Annotated in this window: 20 protein-coding genes; 12 read left to right on the forward strand and 8 right to left on the reverse strand. The window is 71.4% G+C overall.

Annotation, left to right across the window (positions count from 1 at the left end; genetic code table 11):
• Positions 1 to 33: 33 nt before the first annotated feature.
• Positions 34 to 1,680, forward strand: a complete 1,647-nt coding sequence (locus ACH4MY_RS31410) for a glycosyl hydrolase family 28-related protein (RefSeq protein ID WP_398007228.1) — start codon at positions 34 to 36, stop codon at positions 1,678 to 1,680.
• Here ACH4MY_RS31410 and ACH4MY_RS31415 read toward each other — a convergent pair.
• A complete protein-coding gene (locus ACH4MY_RS31415; protein WP_398007230.1) occupies positions 1,667 to 2,668 on the reverse strand; it encodes an AraC family transcriptional regulator in 1,002 nt (333 codons plus the stop codon). The genes ACH4MY_RS31410 and ACH4MY_RS31415 overlap by 14 nt on opposite strands.
• Before the next feature lie 106 nt (positions 2,669 to 2,774).
• Between ACH4MY_RS31415 and ACH4MY_RS31420 the strand changes: the two genes are divergently transcribed.
• Positions 2,775 to 3,740, forward strand: coding sequence for an MBL fold metallo-hydrolase (locus tag ACH4MY_RS31420; protein WP_398007232.1), 966 nt, complete (start codon positions 2,775 to 2,777; stop codon positions 3,738 to 3,740).
• Here ACH4MY_RS31420 and ACH4MY_RS31425 read toward each other — a convergent pair.
• Positions 3,730 to 5,097 carry an MDR family MFS transporter gene (locus ACH4MY_RS31425; RefSeq protein WP_398007233.1) on the reverse strand — a complete coding sequence of 456 codons (1,368 nt, stop codon included), beginning with the start codon at positions 5,095 to 5,097 and terminating at the stop codon, positions 3,730 to 3,732. The genes ACH4MY_RS31420 and ACH4MY_RS31425 overlap by 11 nt on opposite strands.
• 125 nt (positions 5,098 to 5,222) lie before the next feature.
• Between ACH4MY_RS31425 and ACH4MY_RS31430 the strand changes: the two genes are divergently transcribed.
• Positions 5,223 to 5,984: a phosphoglyceromutase gene (locus ACH4MY_RS31430; protein WP_398007235.1), complete on the forward strand. Its 762-nt coding sequence runs from the start codon at positions 5,223 to 5,225 to the stop codon at positions 5,982 to 5,984.
• Between the two features lie 66 nt (positions 5,985 to 6,050).
• Here ACH4MY_RS31430 and ACH4MY_RS31435 read toward each other — a convergent pair whose 3' ends face one another.
• Positions 6,051 to 6,527 (reverse strand): hypothetical protein, encoded by a 477-nt coding sequence (locus tag ACH4MY_RS31435; RefSeq protein WP_398007237.1) that lies wholly within the window; start codon positions 6,525 to 6,527, stop codon positions 6,051 to 6,053.
• A gap of 51 nt (positions 6,528 to 6,578) precedes the next feature.
• On the opposite strand from ACH4MY_RS31435, the gene ACH4MY_RS31440 reads away from it, so the two are divergent.
• Complete coding sequence (locus ACH4MY_RS31440) at positions 6,579 to 7,010, forward strand: GNAT family N-acetyltransferase (RefSeq protein ID WP_398007238.1); 432 nt, start codon at positions 6,579 to 6,581, stop codon at positions 7,008 to 7,010.
• A gap of 65 nt (positions 7,011 to 7,075) precedes the next feature.
• On the opposite strand, the gene ACH4MY_RS31445 is transcribed toward ACH4MY_RS31440, so the two are convergent.
• On the reverse strand, positions 7,076 to 7,228 hold the full coding sequence (locus ACH4MY_RS31445) for a hypothetical protein (RefSeq protein ID WP_398007240.1): 153 nt from the start codon (positions 7,226 to 7,228) through the stop codon (positions 7,076 to 7,078).
• 106 nt (positions 7,229 to 7,334) lie between these two features.
• Positions 7,335 to 8,015, reverse strand: coding sequence for a phosphate signaling complex protein PhoU (gene phoU / locus ACH4MY_RS31450; protein ID WP_398007242.1), 681 nt, complete (start codon positions 8,013 to 8,015; stop codon positions 7,335 to 7,337).
• 264 nt (positions 8,016 to 8,279) lie between these two features.
• Between phoU and ACH4MY_RS31455 the strand changes: the two genes are divergently transcribed.
• A complete protein-coding gene (locus tag ACH4MY_RS31455) occupies positions 8,280 to 9,509 on the forward strand; it encodes a sensor histidine kinase (RefSeq protein WP_398007244.1) in 1,230 nt (409 codons plus the stop codon).
• On the forward strand, positions 9,506 to 10,186 hold the full coding sequence (locus ACH4MY_RS31460; RefSeq protein ID WP_017242433.1) for a response regulator transcription factor: 681 nt from the start codon (positions 9,506 to 9,508) through the stop codon (positions 10,184 to 10,186). The genes ACH4MY_RS31455 and ACH4MY_RS31460 overlap by 4 nt, the downstream gene beginning before the upstream one ends.
• A 144-nt stretch (positions 10,187 to 10,330) precedes the next feature.
• Here ACH4MY_RS31460 and ACH4MY_RS31465 read toward each other — a convergent pair whose 3' ends face one another.
• On the reverse strand, positions 10,331 to 10,969 hold the full coding sequence (locus ACH4MY_RS31465; RefSeq protein ID WP_398007246.1) for a DUF461 domain-containing protein: 639 nt from the start codon (positions 10,967 to 10,969) through the stop codon (positions 10,331 to 10,333).
• Positions 10,970 to 11,635: 666 nt separating this feature from the next.
• Between ACH4MY_RS31465 and ACH4MY_RS31470 the strand changes: the two genes are divergently transcribed.
• The 6 genes from ACH4MY_RS31470 to ACH4MY_RS31495 all read left to right on the forward strand — a co-directional run bounded on the left by ACH4MY_RS31470 (position 11,636) and on the right by ACH4MY_RS31495 (position 18,065).
• Positions 11,636 to 12,118: a CarD family transcriptional regulator gene (locus ACH4MY_RS31470; protein WP_003953493.1), complete on the forward strand. Its 483-nt coding sequence runs from the start codon at positions 11,636 to 11,638 to the stop codon at positions 12,116 to 12,118.
• 338 nt (positions 12,119 to 12,456) lie between these two features.
• Complete coding sequence (gene ispD, locus ACH4MY_RS31475) at positions 12,457 to 13,206, forward strand: 2-C-methyl-D-erythritol 4-phosphate cytidylyltransferase (RefSeq protein ID WP_398007247.1); 750 nt, start codon at positions 12,457 to 12,459, stop codon at positions 13,204 to 13,206.
• Positions 13,196 to 13,708 (forward strand): 2-C-methyl-D-erythritol 2,4-cyclodiphosphate synthase, encoded by a 513-nt coding sequence (gene ispF / locus ACH4MY_RS31480; protein ID WP_398007249.1) that lies wholly within the window; start codon positions 13,196 to 13,198, stop codon positions 13,706 to 13,708. Before ispD ends, ispF begins: the two co-directional genes overlap by 11 nt.
• A 212-nt stretch (positions 13,709 to 13,920) precedes the next feature.
• Positions 13,921 to 15,321, forward strand: coding sequence for a cysteine--tRNA ligase (gene cysS, locus ACH4MY_RS31485; protein ID WP_398007251.1), 1,401 nt, complete (start codon positions 13,921 to 13,923; stop codon positions 15,319 to 15,321).
• Positions 15,322 to 15,421: 100 nt separating this feature from the next.
• Positions 15,422 to 16,378, forward strand: coding sequence for a 23S rRNA (guanosine(2251)-2'-O)-methyltransferase RlmB (gene rlmB, locus ACH4MY_RS31490; RefSeq protein ID WP_398007253.1), 957 nt, complete (start codon positions 15,422 to 15,424; stop codon positions 16,376 to 16,378).
• 97 nt (positions 16,379 to 16,475) lie between these two features.
• Positions 16,476 to 18,065 (forward strand): DoxX family membrane protein, encoded by a 1,590-nt coding sequence (locus ACH4MY_RS31495; protein ID WP_398007255.1) that lies wholly within the window; start codon positions 16,476 to 16,478, stop codon positions 18,063 to 18,065.
• A 154-nt stretch (positions 18,066 to 18,219) separates the two neighbouring features.
• Here ACH4MY_RS31495 and ACH4MY_RS31500 read toward each other — a convergent pair whose 3' ends face one another.
• Together ACH4MY_RS31500 and ACH4MY_RS31505 are read right to left on the reverse strand one after the other, a co-directional pair.
• Positions 18,220 to 18,936 carry an NDP-sugar synthase gene (locus ACH4MY_RS31500; protein ID WP_398007257.1) on the reverse strand — a complete coding sequence of 239 codons (717 nt, stop codon included), beginning with the start codon at positions 18,934 to 18,936 and terminating at the stop codon, positions 18,220 to 18,222.
• 67 nt (positions 18,937 to 19,003) lie between these two features.
• A complete protein-coding gene (locus ACH4MY_RS31505) occupies positions 19,004 to 19,414 on the reverse strand; it encodes a hypothetical protein (protein ID WP_398007258.1) in 411 nt (136 codons plus the stop codon).
• Between the last annotated feature and the right edge of the window lie 190 nt (positions 19,415 to 19,604).

Below are 19,604 nucleotides of genomic sequence, written 5' to 3' on the forward strand. Positions count from 1 at the left end.
AACACCGTTCATATACATGAAAGGTTCAGGGGTATGGCACTCAGCAGAAGGCAGTTCGTCGGCGGCGCGGTGGCGGTGGCGGGAGCCGCGGGTACCACCGGATTCACCCCACCCGCCCGCTCCACCCCGCTCTGGCGGGAGTTCGCAGCCGCCCCCTACGCCCACCCCCAGATCCCCTACGTGGGCCGGGCCGGCGCCCACGCGGGCGCCCGTCGTTCCCCCCGCCCACCCGTCGTGGCGAACGCCCTCACCTACGGGGCCACCCCCGACGGCTCCGCGGACGCGGCGCCCGCGATCAACCGCGCCCTCGCGGAGGCGGGGGAGCGCGGCGGCGGCACGGTCCTCCTGCCGCCGGGCACGTACCGGATCGACGACTACCTCCGCATCGGCCACAGCGGCGTCGTCCTGCGCGGCGCGGGCTCCGGCCGCACGACCCTGCTCGCCACCCGGAACCTCACCGAACTGATCGGCCCGTACGGTTCCCGCTACGGCGGCGACAAGTCGTCCTGGTCCTGGGCGGGCGGTCTGATCTGGCTCTCCCCGCACGCCCGGCACGCCTCCCTCGTCGCCGCGATACGCGACCGGGCCTGGCCCTTCGAGGGCTGGACCGGCAACCGGCGCGACGAGTGGACCACGCTGACGACCGTCCGCCCGGCCCGGCGGGGCGACCGCTCGGTCACGGTCGACGACCCCACGGGCCTCCGGCCCGGCCGCGTCGTCGTCCTCCGCCTCGCCGACGACCCCGCGCACACCCTCCTGGAGCACATGGCGGGCGGCGGCCCGGGCCCGGAGACGTACACCTGGGACGACAAGACGAAGCTGACCAGCTACGTCCCCTACGAGTGGCCCGTACGGATCACCGCCGTACGGGGCCGGACCGTCACCCTGGAACGCCCCCTGCCGCTCGACGCCCGCCCCGAGTGGGACCCCCGACTCGTCTCCGGGGCGGCGCCGCTCACCGGCTCCGGGGTGGTGGGCCTGACCCTGGAGGCCGTGGAGACCCCGCAGTCCCCGCACCTCCTGGACAAGGGCTACAACGGCGTCACCTTCCAGTGCGCGTACGACTGCTGGGCGGAGGACGTGGTGGTCCGGCACGTCGACAACGGCTTCGGACTCGTCGCCGCCTCCGCCTGCACCCTGCGCCGCACACGCGTGGAGGGACGCGGCTCCCACCACCCGTACTTCTGCCGGGAGGGCGCCCACGACAACCTGGTCGAGGACTTCCGCATCGCGGCCCGTACCGTCCCCGCCCCGGCCGGAACCCAGCTCCACGGCATCAACGTCGAGGGCCTGTCCAGCCACAACGTCTGGTCGCGCGGGGTGATGGAGATGGGCACCTTCGACACCCACCGGGGCATGCCCTTCGCCAACGTACGGACCGAGATCACGGTCGAGAACAACGGCCGGCACGGCGGAGACGCCTCCGCGGGCCCGCTCTACGGAGCCCGGTTCGCCCACTGGAACGTGACGGTGACCAACGGCCGGGCCGGTCTGGTGAAGATCGACACCATCGCCCCGTACAGCGCGACCGTGGGCATCAGCGAGGTCCGGGAGTTCGACCAGACCGACGTCCCCGACTTCACGGGCGACCTCCACGCGCGCGTGGAGGCGTACGGAAGCCCGGGATCCGTGCGCCCCGTGAACCTGTACGAGGCACAGCGCGCGCTCAGTCGGCGATAGCCGCGCCGAGAGCGGTCCTGTACAGCCCGGGCGTCGTGCCGAACTCGCGGCGGAAGGCGTGCGAGAAGGCGTACGGCGTGCTGTAGCCGACGCGCCGGGCGACGGAGGCCAGCGGGTCCCGGGTGTCCCGCAGCAGCGCGGCGCCGCGGGTGAGCCGCCACCAGGTGAGGTAGGCCATCGGGGGCCGGCCGACCAGGGAGGTGAACCGGCGGGCCAGGGTGGGGCGCGAGACACCCGCCTCCGCCGCGAGCAGGTCGTTGGTCCAGGGGGCGGCCGGGTCGGCGTGCAGGGCCCGCAGCGCGGCGGCGGTCACCGGATCGCCCAGAGCCGCCGGCCAGGTCCCGACCGGGCCCCCGGAAGCTCCCGCGGGGGCGCCCACGGAGGCACCCGCCGGGGCGCCCGCGGAGACGTTCGCGAACGTCCAGGAACGGACCATGTAGACGAGGAGCAGGTCGAGCAGGCTCGGGAGGGCGACTCCGGAGCCGGGGAGCCGTTCCCCCACCTCGCGGCCCAGCAGGTCGATGGCGGAGCGGAGTCCCGAGTCGGCGCCGTCGCCCCGGTGCGGCAGATGGACGACCGGCGGGAGCTCCGCCAGGAGCGGATGGACGTGGCTGCGGTCGAGCCGGTACTTGCCGCACAGCATCTCGACCGCCGTGCCGTCCCCGGGAGCGACGGGCGGGGCCGGCCGCGACCCGGTCCCGTCCTGCCAGCGCTCGAAGGGCACTGCCCGCGCGAGCCTCGCCGCGTCGGCGGACCCGTCGGCGATCACATGCCCGGTCCCGTGCGGCAGCAGGACGGCGTCGCCCGGACCGAGTTCGACCGGATCACCGCCGTCGGGCAGCAGCCGGCAGCGCCCCTCCAGGACGACATGGAAGCCCGCCCCCTCGTACGGGGCGAGGCGGGTGCACCAGCTCCCGGCGACCCGCACCCGCTGGGAGGAGGGCCGCCCGATCCGTACGGCCGAGATCGCGTCGCTCACCACGTCCATCGCGCCAGCGTAGCCCCGCCCGGCGACGCGACGGTGAGACGTACGCGTATCCAGGGGAGCCGTGCGGGCATTGAGAGGCTCAATCGAGCTCCCTAACGTCGACTGCATGACACAGGAGAGCGCACAGCGCACGGTGCTGGGAGACGTGGAGATCATCCGGGTCGTCGAGTGGCAGGGGCCGTTCGCGGCCACCCGCGAGCTCGTCCCCACGGCCGGGGCGGAGACGTGGAAGGACAACGAGGACTGGCTGGCACCCGACCACTGGGAGCCGGAGGGCGACCGGGCGGTGATGGCGCTGCAGACCTGGGTGCTGCGCAGCGGGGGCCGGACGATCCTGGTCGACACGGGGGTGGGCAACGGGCGGGAGCGGCCCGGCTCACCGCAGTTCCACCACTGGCAGGGGGACTTCCTCGGCCTGCTGGAACGGGCCGGCGTCCGTCCCGAGGACGTGGACGTCGTGGTCAACACCCATCTGCACGCCGACCACGTCGGCTGGAACACCCGAGCCGCCGACGGGGCCGGTGGGGCTGGCGGTGCCGGTGGGGCTGACGGGGCCGGTGCGGCTGACGGTGTCGGCGGGACCGGCATCGAGTGGGTGCCGACCTTCCCGCACGCCCAGTACCTCGTACCGGCGGCGGACGACGCCCACTTCGGGCCGGACAACGCCTACGGCGGCGGCCGCACCGAGGACGACCGGCTCGTCTACGAGGACAGCGTCGCGCCCCTCCACCGCGCGGGGCGGACCGTGCTCTGGGACGGCGTCCACCGCATCGACGAGAACCTCACCCTGGAGTCCGCGCCCGGCCACACGCCCGGCTCGGCCGTGCTGCGGCTCGCGTCGGGCGGGGAGCGGGCGGTCTTCGTCGGGGACCTCCTGCACAGCCCCGTGCAGATCCTCGACCCCGCGCACAGCAGCTGCTTCTGCCTGGACGCGGCAGGGGCGGCGACGAGCCGCCGCCGGATCCTCGAACGGGCCGCCGACGAGCGGGAGCTGGTCGTGCCGGCGCACTTCGGCGGATCCGGCATCGCCGAAGTGCGCAGGGAGGGGAGCGGTTTCCGGGTCAGGCGTTGACGGAGGACTTGCCGGCGGAGCCCCCGGCCACGTCACCCTCGACGACGACGCCGCCCTCACCCTCGACGATGACGACCCCCTCACCCTCGACGATGACGACCCCCTCACCCTCGACGACGACGCCCTCGCCTTCGGTGTCACCGCTGTCGACGAGGGCCTTGCGGAGCCGCACGGTGTAGCCGACGGCGGCGAGGATGCCGATCGCGAAGGTCGCGGCCCAGAGGACGCTCGGGCCGGGGCCGTCGACGATCGCGCCGGCGCCGATCGGGGCGACGAAGCCGGCGACGGCCCAGGACATGCCCATGACGCCCTGGTAGCGGCCGCGGGCGTGCTCGGGGGCCAGACGGGCGGTGGCGGCGGCGTTCGTCGGGACGTGGATCATCTCGCCGACCGTCCAGACGATCACGGTCGCGGCGAAGGCCACCGACGAGCCGGCGAGGGCGGTGGCACCGGTGCCGAAGGCGAAGAGGAGCGAGGAGAGGCTCAGCAGGAGGACGGGGGAGCGCTTGTCGGTCAGCCTGTTGACGAGCAGCTGGAAGCCGACGATCACGACGCCGTTGACGGCGATGACGACGCCGTACGAGGAGGGGGAGAGGCCCTGGTCCGCCATGGTGAGGGGCAGACCGATCCAGGGGGCGGTGAAGACCAGGCAGACGAGGAGGTTGAGGAGGACGAGGGTGCGGAAGGGGGCGTCGCGCAGCACGGTCAGCATGCTGACCTTGTCCTCGACGACCGGCTCGCCCGCGGTGTCGGTACGGGCCTCGGGGCGGGTCTCGGGAAGGCGCAGGAAGACGATGACGGCGCACAGGACGGTGGCGACGGCGTCGACGAGGAAGAGGGTGCGGTAGCCGAGGAAGATCGCGGCGCCGCCGCCGATGGACGCGATGGCGAAGCCGAGGTTGAGGGCCCAGTAGTTGAGGGCGTAGGCCCGGCGCACGTCGTGGGCGGGGACCATGTCGGCGATCGTGGCGTTGATGGAGGGGCGGACGGCCTGCATCGCGACGCCCATGAGGAGGACGACCGCGGCGATGGCCCAGGCGCTCGTGACGACGGCGAGGGCGGCGGCGCAGGCGGCGGCCGCGAGGTGCATCGTGACCATGGTGGGGCGGCGGCCCCAGCGGTCGGTGAGCGTGCCGCCGAGCGGGGAGCCGGCGACGCCGCCGAGACCGTGGAGGGCGACGACGAGTCCGGCGAACCACGCCGAGTGCCCGAGCTCCACCGTCAGATAGAGGGAGAGGAACGTCAGGACGAAGGCCCCGGTCCGGTTGACCAAGGTCGACAGCCAGAGCCACCAGAAGCCCTGCGGGAGTCCGGAGACCGTCGCCCGGGCTGATCGTCTGAGCGAGTCGATGGACATGTGTGGCGGCCCCCTGGTCTGCGTAAGCCCTGCTTCCGGCTTCCGTAACTTACGCATCTCATGTGTCGGACGCCAGCCAATTGACGACGCGCGTCAATCGTCAGCGGTCTATTAGGCTCGTACGCATGGCCGACGCACCGTACAAGCTGATCCTCCTCCGCCACGGCGAGAGCGAGTGGAACGAGAAGAACCTGTTCACCGGTTGGGTGGACGTGAACCTCACCGCGAAGGGCGAGAAGGAGGCGACGCGCGGCGGCGAGCTGCTCAAGGACGCCGGTCTGCTGCCCGACGTGCTGCACACCTCCCTCCAGAAGCGCGCCATCCGCACCGCCCAGCTCGCGCTGGAGTCCGCGGACCGCCACTGGATCCCGGTCCACCGCTCCTGGCGCCTGAACGAGCGCCACTACGGCGCCCTCCAGGGCAAGGACAAGGCGCAGACGCTCGCCGAGTTCGGCGAGGAGCAGTTCATGCTGTGGCGCCGCTCGTACGACACCCCGCCGCCGGCGCTCTCGGCCGACAGCGAGTACTCGCAGGCGCACGACGCGCGCTACGCGACGATCCCGCCGGAGCTGCGCCCGGACACCGAGTGCCTGAAGGACGTCGTGGAGCGCATGCTCCCGTACTGGTACGACGCGATCGTCCCGGACCTCCTGACGGGCCGTACGGTCCTGGTCGCGGCCCACGGCAACAGCCTCCGCGCTCTGGTCAAGCACCTCGACGGCATCTCGGACGCGGACATCGCGGGCCTCAACATCCCGACGGGCATCCCGCTCGCCTACGAGCTCGACGAGAACTTCAAGCCCCTCACCCCGGGCGGCACCTACCTCGACCCGGACGCCGCCGCGGCGGCCATCGAGGCGGTCAAGAACCAGGGCAAGAAGAAGTAAGCACAGCGATCATGCCCCTGACCTGCGCCCATGGCGCGGATCAGGGGCATCGTCATGCTCCGGGCCCTAGAACGTCGTGCAGGCGGCCTGGGAGCTGATCTGCGTCGTGCCGACGTACAGGACGCCGAACTTGTTGATGTCGACCGTGCTGCCGCCGCCGCCGTAGGTGTTGCTGTGCCACACGGCGGTGTTGCTCCACCTCGGGTACATGACGAAGTTGCCGTCCTGCTGGTAGGTGACGTAGTTCCCCCCGCCGATGTACTGCGTGTTCGAAGCCCAGCAGACCTTCCGGTCCCCGTTCGAGTACTTGACGCGGTACAGCACCAGGTTGCCGTCGGACTGCATGATCAGTCTGAAGTAGCCGTCTCCGGAGTACGTCATGCGCTCGATGTAGTCGCCGGCTCCGAGGTACTCGCCCTTCACGAGCTTCTCCGCGTACGCGTGCGCCGCCGAGGCGCTTCCCGCTGTTCCGGTCACGACGACAGCGGCCATGGCGGCCGCGGTCAGTGCTTTCGCCGTGATGCCACGCATGCTGATGGACATGGTTCCCCCTGGCTCTCGCGGTGGCGGGATCCGCCCCGGTCGAGGGGAGTCTTGCCTGTACCCGCGTCCCATCGAAGCCCTGACGGCCTCCGGGACGTCCCGAGACGCGGGGGGTGTGTCGTTCCGCCCCGGCCGGTAATCCCCTACGGCGACGCCGCCTGGCCGCGGCTGATCTTCGACGGCGACCGGCTCGTCGGATTCCTGATGGCCTTCCTCGACCTTCCCTGGAACGAGAAGAAGGACCCCACCGACCGGCGCAGCGGCCTCTGGCGGCTCAACATCGCCGCCGAAGGACAGGGCAGGGGCTACGGGCGCTTCGCCGTCGACGCCGTACGCGACGAACTGCGCCGACGCGGCGAGCAGAAGCTGTACGTCACCTGGGAACCCGGCGAGGACGGCCCCGGCACCTTCTACGAGCGGCTCGGTTTCCGTGCGACCGGCGAGACCAGCGGCGACCAGACCGTCGGCGTACTCGACATCTGACGGGCATGCGACAGGGGGTGGGGTGCGGCGAAGCAGCCGCACCCCACCCCCTACGCCGTACGGATTCAGCCCGAGCAGCCGCCGCACTGGCACGGGCCGCCCGACTGGCAGCCGCAGCCGCAGCCCGAGCCGCAGCCGCAGCCGCCCAGTACGGGCAGGAACACCGTCCCGCGCGGCGCCTCCGCCCCGGAGTCGGTCGTCATGGGGGATTCGGCCATGAGGGTCCCTCCCTTTCGAGGCGCACATCGCCTCCCCCCATTGCATGCCCACTCGGACCGGCGCATCAACGGCGCATCGACGCCCGCACCCGGGGCCGGACCGGTCCTACGCGCCGTCCACCGGAGAGTCCGCCGCCTGCAGCTCGTCCGCGTGCTCACCCGTCACCAGATACACGACCCGCTTCGCCACCGACACCGCGTGGTCGGCGAAGCGCTCGTAGTAGCGGCCGAGCAGCGTCACGTCGACCGCCGTCTCGATGCCGTGCTTCCAGCGGTCGTCGATCAGGTGCTGGAACAGCGTCCGGTGCAGCAGGTCCATCTCGTCGTCGTCCTGCTCCAGCTGGAGTGCCAGGTCGACGTCCTTCGTGATGATGACCTCCGCGGCCTTCGCCATCAGGCGCTGCGCCAGCTGACCCATCTCCAGGATGGTCGCGTGCAGGTCCCGCGGCACCGCCGACTCGGGGAACCGCAGCCGCGCCAGCTTCGCCACGTGCTGCGCCAGGTCGCCCGAGCGCTCCAGGTCGGCGCTCATGCGCAGCGAGGTCACCACGATCCGCAGATCCGTCGCCACCGGCTGCTGCCGCGCGAGCAGTGCTATCGCCCGGGCCTCCAGGTCGTGCTGGAGGTCGTCGACCTTCTGGTCCGCGGCGATCACGCTCTCCGCGAGCTTGAGATCCGCGTCGAGCATGGCCGTCGTGGCGCGCCCGACCGCCGACCCGACGAGTCGAGCCATTTCGACCAGGCTCTCACCGATCGAGTCCAGTTCCTCGTGGTACGCGTCCCGCATGGATGTCCCTCTCTAGGCAAAGCTCCGGGGTCCGGGTGGGGCATCGGACCCCCACGCTCCCACGTTCGGCCCCCTACGCGTCCGGTTCCACCCCCTCACATGAACCGGCACCGTCACCAAGGTGAACTCTGGGCGACACGCGCCACCGTGCCCATCGGGACAAATGAACCGGCCCCGTCTTCACGGTGAACTCTGGGCGACGAGTGTTCGAGCAGCCACTCGGACGGCTGGGAGAGTGTCCACCAGCCCGCATAACCTTGAGGCATGGACGTGAACGCGGCGGTCGCCGCATTGGCCGCGATCGCCGGCGTGTGCACCGGCGTGATCGCCATGCTGGCGTTCCGGTGGAGCGAGCGCGACCAGGCGAGACCCACCCGAACCTCACTGCACACCGACGCCGTGCTCCCGCCCGGCGTCGACACCGTGCTGTCCGTGCTGCGCTCCTCCGCGGTCGTCCTCGACGAGAGCGACTCCGTGGTGAAGGCCAGCTCGGCGGCGTACGCCCTCGGCCTGGTCAGAGGCGGGAAGCTGGCCGTCGAGCCGATGCTCAACATGGCCCGTGACACCCGCCGCGACGGAGAGATACGCCAGGTGGAGCTGGACCTGGCCCGGCGCGGCACCGGACGCGGCGAGGCCCTGGCCGTCTCCGCCCGGGTCGCCCCGCTGGGCTCCCGGCTGGTGCTCCTCCTGGTCGAGGACCTCACCGAGGCCCGTCGTATCGAAGCGGTACGGCGCGACTTCGTCGCCAATGTGAGCCATGAGCTCAAGACCCCCACGGGTGCGCTGTCCCTGCTCTCCGAGGCGGTCATGGACGCCTCGGACGACCCCGAGGCGGTCACCCGCTTCGCCGGCCGCATGCAGATCGAGGCGACCCGCCTCACCAACCTCGTACAGGAGCTCATCGACCTCTCCCGCGTGCAGAACGACGACCCGCTGGAAGACTCCGAGCCCGTGTCCGTGGACGAACTCGTCGCCGAGGCGATCGACCGCTCCCGGCAGCCCGCCTCCACCAAACAGATCACCATGGTGTCGGGGGGCGCGGCCGACCTGTATGTCTGGGGGAGCCGCGGCCAGCTCGCGGCCGCCCTCGGCAACCTCGTCGAGAACGCCGTCAACTACTCACCGGCCCGTACGAGGGTGGGCATCGCCGCCCGCCACATCGCGGCGCCCGGCGGGGACCTGATCGAGATAGCCGTGACCGACCAGGGCATAGGTATCTCCGAGCGGGACCGCGAGCGGATCTTCGAGCGCTTCTACCGCGTCGACCCGGCCCGCTCCCGTGCCACCGGCGGTACGGGACTCGGCCTGGCCATCGTCAAGCACGTGGCCGCCTCGCACGGCGGGGAGGTCACCGTCTGGAGCACCGAGGGTCAGGGCTCCACCTTCACCTTGCGGCTGCCCGAGGCGGGCGCCGTACGGGACCGCCGATCCGCCTCGTCCCCCACCCCTGATCTCATGACCGAACCGCTTCCTGCCCCGGAGGTCCTTCCGTGACCCGAGTGCTCGTCGTCGAGGATGAGGAATCCTTCAGCGACGCCCTGTCGTACATGCTCCGCAAGGAAGGCTTCGAGGTCGCCGTGGCGGCGACCGGGCCCGACGGCCTCGACGAGTTCGAGCGCAACGGGGCCGATCTCGTCCTCCTCGACCTGATGCTTCCGGGTCTGCCCGGCACCGAGGTGTGCCGCCAGCTGCGCGGCCGCTCGAACGTCCCGGTCATCATGGTGACCGCCAAGGACAGCGAGATCGACAAGGTCGTCGGGCTGGAGATAGGAGCCGACGACTACGTGACGAAGCCCTTCTCCTCGCGGGAGCTGGTCGCCCGCATCCGCGCGGTCCTGCGCCGCCGCGGTGAGCCGGAGGAGGTCACGCCCGCGGCCCTGGAGGCCGGCCCGGTCCGGATGGACGTCGACCGCCACGTGGTGACGGTCTCGGGCGGCAAGGTCGACCTGCCCCTGAAGGAGTTCGACCTCCTGGAGATGCTGCTGCGCAACGCGGGCCGGGTGCTGACCCGTATGCAGCTCATCGACCGGGTCTGGGGCGCGGACTACGTCGGCGACACCAAGACCCTCGACGTCCACGTCAAGCGCCTCCGCGCGAAGATCGAACCGGACCCGGGCGCGCCGCGCTACCTGGTGACGGTCCGAGGCCTGGGCTACAAGTTCGAGCCGTAGAGAGCGGTGGAGGGCCGCGGACGGTCGTAGAGGGCCCTCCGGGGCTTCCGGGGCTTCCGGAGCTTCCGGAGAGCCGCGACGAGCGGTGAACGCGTGAAAGGGGCGCCCCCGACGGGGGCGCCCCTTTCACATACGTGCGTGCGGTCAGTGACCGGCCGCGTGGCTCGCCTCGCCCGACGGCTCGCCGGAGGCCTCGCCGCCGTGCTCGCCCTCGGCCTCGCCCGAGGGCGACGCGGTGGCGGTGGGGGTGGCGCCCGGGGGAGCCGGGAGGATGCTCGGGCCGAAGTCCTTGAAGTAGTGCGTCGCCGGGACGACGAACGCGCTCAGGCTCACGTCGCCGGTCTTGCTGAGCTTGAAGACGACCTGCTGCGCGTCGCCGTCGCGGGTGGCCTCGCTGCCGTTCTCGACGACGGCGGAGGCGTTGCCCTCGCCGCCGATGACGACGGAGCCGCCGGCCGGGACGACGATCGGGCCGGCGCCGGAGGCTGCCTTCAGCGTCACGGCGGCGCGGCTGCCGGGCAGGCTGATGGACTCGATCGTCTGCGGCTGGCTCCCGTTGTTGAAGACGGTGGCCGAGACCGCGGCCGGGCCCTTGGCCACGTCCAGGGGCTGGGTGATCACAAGGGCGTTCTGGATCTTGACGTCGTCCACCGTGACGGCGGCGTTGTCCGGCCGGATGCCGAGCGTCTGCGCGTCGTTGCCCGCCCCACAGGCGGACAGCGCGGCGATGGAGAACACGATGGCGGTGGCGGCGAGGGCGCCGCGTCGAAGGCTGCGGCTCACGGCGGCGGCATCTCCTAGGACGTACGGACAGGCTAAGGACAGGCTTCGGAGCCTTTGGAACCTTCGGAACCTTCGGAACCAAGGGCGAACTAAAGGTGCGTCAGCGCGCTTAGGTTACCGAGCCGCACTCTCCGTCCCGCACCCGACCCGCCCCTAACCGGCCTCGGGCGTCTCGGGGGCGGTTCCCGGGGGCTTCCGGGGGCGGCCCCACTCGCCGGCTGGTGTCGGCCGTCGTGGCTGGATCACGACCCATTGACCTGTTGTTCACATAACCGCCTTGATCAATTCGAGGGCCGTCCCGCATTCCCCGGAGCCGCACCTCCGGAAAATCCCGGAGCCGGGTCGGCTGATCAATTACGGAATCACCCCGCGATGCATCCGTACGGGTGACCGATCCTCGAACGGAGTAGGTGAAGTAGAGTGCTCTGAAGCCGACAAAACGGGGCATCGCACCTCCCTTGGGGAGCTTCGGGTAGGTGTAACGTGCGCGTTTCTCTCCGTCCGCACAGCCGCTCCGACCTGCGAATACCGCCTTCCGGAAGGCCGCCGCAGCACGTCCGTGTCGCTGTTGTCAAGCCCCGAGATATGCCCTGACCTGCGAAAACGCCATTCAGAAGAAGCCGTATCCGTGTTACCCTGGATAGCCACGGAAGGGGTACCTGTCACATGACGTTCAAGGTTGGCGACACCGTGGTCTATCCCCATCACGGGGCCGCGCTGATCGAGGCCATCGAAACTCGCCAGATCAAAGGCGTGGACAAGACCTACTTGGTGCTCAAGGTCGCGCAGGGCGACCTGACGGTTCGTGTGCCGGCGGACAATGCGGAGTTCGTCGGTGTTCGCGACGTAGTCGGTCAGGACGGGCTGGACCGGGTCTTCGAGGTGCTGCGCGCACCGTACGCCGAAGAGCCGACGAACTGGTCTCGTCGCTACAAGGCAAATCTCGAGAAGCTCGCCTCCGGCGATGTCATCAAGGTCGCCGAAGTAGTACGCGACCTGTGGCGGCGCGAGCGCGAGCGCGGTCTCTCCGCCGGTGAGAAGCGCATGCTCGCCAAGGCTCGGCAGATCCTGGTCAGCGAGCTGGCCCTCGCGGAGAACACGAACGAGGACAAGGCCGAGGCTCTCCTCGACGAGGTCCTCGCGTCCTGAGCGTGCTCTGACGACATCCGAGCGCGCTACCAAGTGAAACAATGCCGCGGTGCCCGCTGGCGTGCTGTGATCCACACAGCGCTGCCGTCGGGCGCTGCGGCATATTCATGTACGCATCGTCACGTACGCATGCTCGGATACGTACCGTCACGTGTACGTACGCGTGGTCCTGTACGTACGTCCCCATCCCCCTCTTACCTGCTCACGTCCGAACTCCTGTGCTGGGGCGGCAACGCCTCGACCGTCGTCACGGAAAGGGCCCGGTCAAGGCGGAGCGTCCGGCACGGTGAGGCCATACCCATGTCGGCCGCGGAAACAAACCTGCCGGAGTGCAACCGATGTCAGACGAAGCGCGTCCTTCTCGTACCGCCGTGGTGATCCCGGCGGCCGGACGGGGCGTACGCCTCGGCCCGGGCGCCCCCAAGGCGCTGCGCGCGCTGAACGGCACCCCCATGCTCATCCACGCCGTCCGCGCGATGGCCGCCTCCCGCGCGGTCTCGCTCGTGGTCGTGGTCGCCCCCTCCGACGGCGCCGCCGAGGTCAAGAACCTCCTCGACGCCCACGCCCTCCCCGAACGGACCGACTACCTCGTCGTCCCCGGCGGTGACACCCGCCAGGAGTCCGTACGCCTCGGGCTGGACGCGCTTCCCGAGGGCATCACCACCGTCCTCGTCCACGACGCCGCCCGCCCCCTCGTCCCCGTCGACACGGTGGACGCCGTCATCGAGGCCGTACGGGACGGGGCCGTCGCCGTCGTCCCCGCGCTGCCCGTCTCCGACACCGTCAAGGAGGTCGAGCCGGCCGAGCGGCCGGGCGACCCCGAGCAGGTCGTCGCCACCCCCGTCCGGGCCCGGCTCCGCGCCGTCCAGACCCCGCAGGGCTTCGACCACGACACCCTGGTCGACGCCCACGCCACCATCGCCCTCACCGGCGAGGGCGCCACCGACGACGCCGGCATGGTCGAGCGGCTCGGCGCGCCCGTCGTCGTCGTGCCCGGCCACGAAGAGGCCTTCAAGGTGACCCGCCCCCTCGACCTCGTCCTCGCCGAGGCCGTACTCGCCCGCAGGAGGGCCAACGATGGCTTCTGACATCCCCGTGCTGCCCCGTACCGGCATCGGTACCGACGTCCACGCCTTCGAGAAGGGCCGCGAACTCTGGTGCGCGGGCCTCCTCTGGGACGCCTCCGAGAACGACGGGTACGGCCTCGCCGGGCACTCCGACGGCGACGTCGCCGCCCACGCCGCCTGCGACGCGCTCTTCTCCGCCGCCGGCATCGGCGACCTCGGCGCCCACTTCGGCACCTCCCGCCCCGAGTGGTCCGGCGCCTCCGGCGTCACCCTCCTCGCGGAGGCCGCCCGGATCGTCCGCGCCGAGGGGTACGAGATCGGCAACATCGCGGTGCAGGTCATCGGCGTCCGCCCCAAGGTCGGCAAGCGGCGCGACGAGGCCCAGAAGGCGCTGAGCGAGGCGGCCGGCGCGCCGGTCTCCGTCTCCGGAACCACGACGGACGGCCTCGGACTGACGGGCCGCGCCGAAGGCCTCGCGGCGCTCGCGACGGCTCTCGTGTACGCGGTCGGCGGCCGCCCGTAGCGGTCCGCGGACATCCCCGGAAGTCCGGAGCGGCCCGTCGGGGTCCACGGACCTCCGGAGGTCCGGAGCGACCCGTCGGGTCCGCGGGGCTCAGGACCGGCGGCACGTCATCACCCCCACCGGTACCGGCCGCCACCGGTACCGGTGAAAAACGTCGTCGGAGAAGGGGAACAGGTATCGGGGCACTACCACACGCCCACTACCCTGGAGTGGTGACTATTCGCCTGTACGACACCAGCGCCCGGCAGATCCGTGACTTCACCCCGCTCACGCCGGGCCAGGTCTCGATCTACCTCTGTGGTGCCACCGTCCAGGCGGCCCCGCACATCGGGCACATCCGGTCGGGGCTGAACTTCGACATCATGCGCCGCTGGTTCGCCTACCGCGGCTACGACGTCACGTTCATCCGCAACGTCACCGACATCGACGACAAGATCATCGCCAAGGGCGCGGACCAGGGCCGCCCCTGGTGGTCCATCGGCTACGAGAACGAGCGCGCGTTCAACTCGGGTTACGACGCGCTCGGTTGCCTCGCGCCGACGTACGAGCCCCGCGCCACCGGGCACGTCCCCGAGATGATCGAGATGATGCGCGGCCTCATCGAGCGCGGTCACGCGTACGAGGCCGACGGCAGCGTCTACTTCGACGTGCGCTCCTTCCCCGGCTACCTGGAGCTGTCCAACCAGGACATCGACGACCTGCGCCAGCCCACCGAGGACGGCATCACCGGCAAGCGCGACCCGCGCGACTTCGCGATGTGGAAGGCGACCAAGCCGGGCGAGCCCGACTGGGAGACGCCGTGGGGCCGCGGCCGCCCCGGCTGGCACCTGGAGTGCTCGGCCATGGCCCACAAGTACCTGGGCTCCGCCTTCGACATCCACGGCGGCGGCCTCGACCTGATCTTCCCGCACCACGAGAACGAGATCGCCCAGGCCAAGGCCTTCGGCGACACGTTCGCGGAGTACTGGGTGCACAACGCCTGGGTCACCATGGCCGGCGAGAAGATGTCGAAGTCGCTCGGCAACAGCGTGCTGGTGTCCGAGATGGTGCGGAACTGGCGCCCCATCGTGCTCCGCTACTACCTGGGCACCCCGCACTACCGCTCCATGATCGAGTACAGCGAGGAGTCCCTGCGCGAGGCCGAGTCGGCGTTCGCCCGTATCGAGGGCTTCGTCCAGCGCGCCACCGAGAAGGCGGGGACGACCGTCGCCCCCGCCGCCGAGGTGCCGCCGGCCTTCGCCGAGGCCATGGACGACGACCTGGGCGTGCCGCACGCGCTGGCGATCATCCACACCACCGTCCGCCAGGGCAACAGCGCCCTCGCGGCGGACGACAAGGACGAGGCCGTCGCCCGCCTCGCCGAGGTCCGTGCCATGCTCGGTGTCCTCGGCCTGGATCCGCTCGACCCGCACTGGGCCGAGGAGACCGGTGGCGGCGAAGAGCTCCACGGCGCCGTCGACACCCTCGTACGGCTCGTGCTGGAGCAGCGCGAGTCGGCCCGGGCGCGCAAGGACTGGGCGACCGCGGACGCGATCCGCGACCAGCTCAACCAGTCCGGCCTCGCCATCGAGGACAGCCCCGACGGCCCCCGCTGGACGCTGGGCAACCGTTAGAAGACGTGCCGCTCGGGCCTCCGGGCGGCACACTTCAGTTACAGACCTTGTACGTGGGCCGAGTACGCCTTCGTACGCAACACCGAGGATGAGAGTAGTCATGGCCGGGAACAGCCAGCGCAGGAACCGTCGCACGTCCAACAAGAAGGGTGCGACGATCGGCAGCGGTGGCCAGCGGCGCAAGGGCCTCGAAGGCAAGGGCCCGACACCCAAGGCCGAGGCCCGCAAGGGCCACAAGGCATACCGCGTCACCAACGCCATGGCCCGGAACGCGGCCAAGCGCAAGCCCGTCGCCCGCCGCGGCGGCAAGGGCCTGTCCGAGATGGTCGTCGGCCGCAACCCGGTCTTCGAGGCCCTGCGCGACGGCGTGCCCGCCACGACCCTGTACGTGCAGCAGTTCATCGACAACGACGAGCGCGTGCGCGAGGCCCTGAACCTCGCCACCGGCCGCGGCAACATCAACATCATGGAGGCGCCGCGCCCCGAGCTCGACCGGATGACGAACGGCCTCAACCACCAGGGCCTCGTCCTCCAGGTCCCGCCGTACGAGTACGCGCACCCCGAGGACCTCGTCACGGCCGCCTTCGACGACCACGAGGACCCGCTGATCGTGGCCCTCGACGGCATCACCGACCCGCGCAACCTCGGCGCCGTCGTCCGCTCCGTCTCCGCCTTCGGCGGCCACGGTGTCGTCGTCCCCGAGCGCCGCGCCGCCGGTATGACCGCCGGTGCCTGGAAGACCTCGGCCGGCACCGCCGCCCGTACGCCGGTCGCCCGCGCCACCAACCTGACGCGCTGCCTCGAGCAGTACCAGAAGGCCGGTGTCACGGTCGTCGGCCTCGCCGCGGACGGTGACCGCGACGTGCACGAGCTGGAGCAGCTGGGCGGTCCGGTCGTCATCGTCGTCGGCTCCGAGGGCAAGGGCCTGTCCCGCCTCGTCGGCGAGACCTGCGACTTCCTCGTCCGCATCCCGATGCCGGGCGGCGCCGAGTCGCTCAACGCCGGTGTCGCCGCCGGCGTCGTGCTCTACGAGGCCGCTCGCCGCCGGATGGCCTGACCCGAACGGGTCACTCCCGGCCGTGGCGTGATCTTGACGGGTCTCGGACATTTCCCATCCGTCAAGGCAGTGTCCTAAACCCAGATCACTCGGTTAGATGAGTGTGGACACCAGAACGCCCCGGCCGGGGTTCGACGATCAGCCCGCGTTGAGCATGGTCAAGGTGGATTCCGATCCCGCCCAGGTGATCGTGAACCACGCCAGCTTCCGTGTGCGGCTCGCGCCCGCCCCGCAGCCGAAGATCGGCGCCGGCGCCCGCGTCGCAGCCCTGTCCGGGGCCGCGGCAGGAGCGGGCGGACCGCGCCGTCGTCCCGTCGTGTGGACCGGAAAGTCCTCACCGGGCGCGACCGGCCTCCTCCAGGCCGTACGCGAGTCCTCCGTCTCCACGCTCGACCCGGCCGTCGGCCCGGGCGGCCACGCGCGTCCGGACGGGGGCGCCACCCAGGCCATCCCGCGCTTCGACGACACCATGCCCACCCCCGTGGTGACCGCCGACTCCGGACCCCTGCTGCCGCCGATGCGCCGCGCCGAGGGCGCGTACGACGAGGTGTACGAGCTCCGCCCCGAGAACGACGGGACCGGCGCGTACGAGAACGGGACGACGGAGGGCCGGGCCGCACAGCGCCACGGACAGGACACCGTCCGGCACGCCTACTACCCCGGCCGCCGGATGAACCTCGGCGTCGTCCTCCTCCCGCTCCGCGTCTTCCTCGGCTTCATCTCCATCTACGCGGGCATGGGCAAGCTCTGCGATCCCGTCTACTTCGACGGCGGCGAACGCGGCTCCATGGTGAAGTGGCTCAACTCCCTCCACCCCTGGGCCCTCGCCGAACCGCTGCGCGACTTCGCCCTCCAGCACCCCGTCGGCGCCGGACTCACCGTCGCCTTCCTCCAGGTCGTCGTCGGCGTCCTGACCGTCCTCGGACTCTGGCAGCGCGTCGCCGCCGTCGTCGGCGCCATGCTCTCCGCCGCGCTCATCCTGACCGTCAGCTGGAAGACCGTCCCGGTCTACGACTCCGCCGACATCATCTACCTGGCCGCCTGGTCCCCGCTGATCATCGCCGGCGCCCCGGTCTACTCGCTCGACGGCCGCCTCGCCGGAGAGGCCTGGCGCACCCTCGGCCCCCGCGCCGACCTCTGGGACCTCCGCCGGCGCGTCGTGCGCCGCAGCACCCTGCTCGCCTCCGTCGTCGTCGGCCTCACCCTGCTCATCGGATCCGTCCTCGGCGGCGCCGTCCGCTCCACCGAGATGGTCACCGTCCCCGGCCCCAACGACGACCCGATCAACCACCTCCCCGGCCAGCCGCTCCCCACCGAGCCGAAGCGCCGCGCCCCCTCCTCCCAGGCCGCGTCCACCGCACCCGCCCCCGCCGCGACCAGCGAGGCCCCGGCGGAGCGCGAGGAGACGCGGGAGGCGACCCGTCCCACCGAGACCACCCGCGAGTCCACCCGGACCCAGGAGCAGCGTCCGACGGCCACGCAGGGCAGCAGCACCGGCGGCGGCAGCCGTACGCCCACCCAGTCCAAGCCGGCACCGCCGCCGTCGACCAGCGACAGCCCGACCAGCACGGGCGGCACGTCGAGCGGCGGCTCCAGCGGCGGTTCGACCGGCTCGCCCGGCACGCCGTCGGAGAGCGGCTCGACATCTGGCGGGGCGAGGAACCCGATCGGCGGCCTGCTGGGCTGACGGCACCGCGGGTAAGGGGCCGACGGCAGCCGGCCACGGCCACGGAATGCGAAGAGGGCGGCACCACGTCGAAATGACGCGGTGCCGCCCTCCCCTTGTCGCTGCTCCCTTGTCCCCGCTCCCTTGCCACTCTTCCCCGTGTGCCCGCCCGTGCTCAGCCCCTCTGGGTGGCGAGTTCCTTCGCGGCCTCGGTGAGGTCCTTCGCGGTGTCGATGGCCCTCCAGTACGCCCCCTGGGGCAGCGGGAAGCCCGCCAGGCGCCGCTCACGCGCGAGCCGGGGGAAGGTGGTGCGCTCGTGGTCACCGAGGTCGGGCAGCAGCTCGGTGAAGGCCGCGGAGAACACGTACACGCCCGCGTTGATGAGGAACGGCGACGGCGGCGACTCGATGAAGTCGGTGATGTGCCCGAAGGTGTCGGTCTCGACGGCGCCCCACGGGATCCGGGGGCGGGCCAGGGCGAGGGTGGCGAGGGCGTCGCGCTCCGCGTGGAAGGCGGCCATCTCGCGCAGCGAGAAACGGGTCCAGATGTCGCCGTTGGTGGCGTACCAGGGCTGGTCCGGCGCGGGCAGACGCGCGGCGGCGTACTTCAGGCCGCCGCCGCGGCCCAGCGGCTCGCTCTCGACGACCGTGGTCACCTTGAGGGGGAGGTCGGCGCTCTCCAGCCACTCCTGGAGCACCTCGGCGAGATGACCGCAGGAGACGACGGCGTCGGTCACGCCCTCGGCGGCGAGCCAGGAAAGCTGATGGCCGATGATCGGGGTCCCGGTGCCCGGGATCTCGACCATCGGCTTGGGGCGGTCGTCGGTGTAGGGGCGCAGCCGTGAGCCCTGGCCGCCCGCCAGGACCACGGCCTGCGTCGGAGAGGTGTGCATAGGGGGAACGATAGGCGCCCCGTACGCGAGAGCTCCGGACGCGCGACGTCGCTCAGTGTGCGGCTGTTCAGCTCGCGCGCATCACGCCGGTCGCGTACGCGGTGTCGCAGACCGGACGGGAGAAGGACTGCGCGCGGGAGGGGCCGTACTGCTCGACGGCGGCGCGGCCGAGCGAGCGGGCGATGGACATGCAGTGCTTGGCGAGCGAGGGCCGGTTCTCCACCTCGCGCTGGAGGTGGGTGAGAGCCGTGCCGGGGTCCTTCTCCTGGAGCTCGGCGAGTAGCTGGTCGCGCAGAATGTCCTGCGGGGCACGGGACTTGGCCCGGACGGAGACCTCGGAGGAGGACGCCGTGAGCTGGGTCCCGGCATCCTGGCCGGCCCACGGTACGGCGGACACCGCGAGCGTTCCCGAGAGCACCAGGACGACGGGCAGGACGAGGGCGAGAGAGCGGCCGATTCGGCGGGCAGTGTGCGTCACGCAGGCGAGCGTAGCGGCCGGTAGTGATATGGCGACATTTAGTCACTCTCGCGGGGGATGGTTCGAAGTGGCTTTTCGAATCCCGTGTTGACGCCGGGGGTGGGGTCGGGCCCGGAATGCCGGGGTTTTCGGCGATAAACCCCTACGGGCACCCCCACTGAGACGAACGGCCCCGCATCCACGAAGGATG

The sequence above is a fragment of the Streptomyces sp. NPDC017246 genome, from assembly GCF_044331325.1.
Lineage (GTDB): Bacteria > Actinomycetota > Actinomycetes > Streptomycetales > Streptomycetaceae > Streptomyces.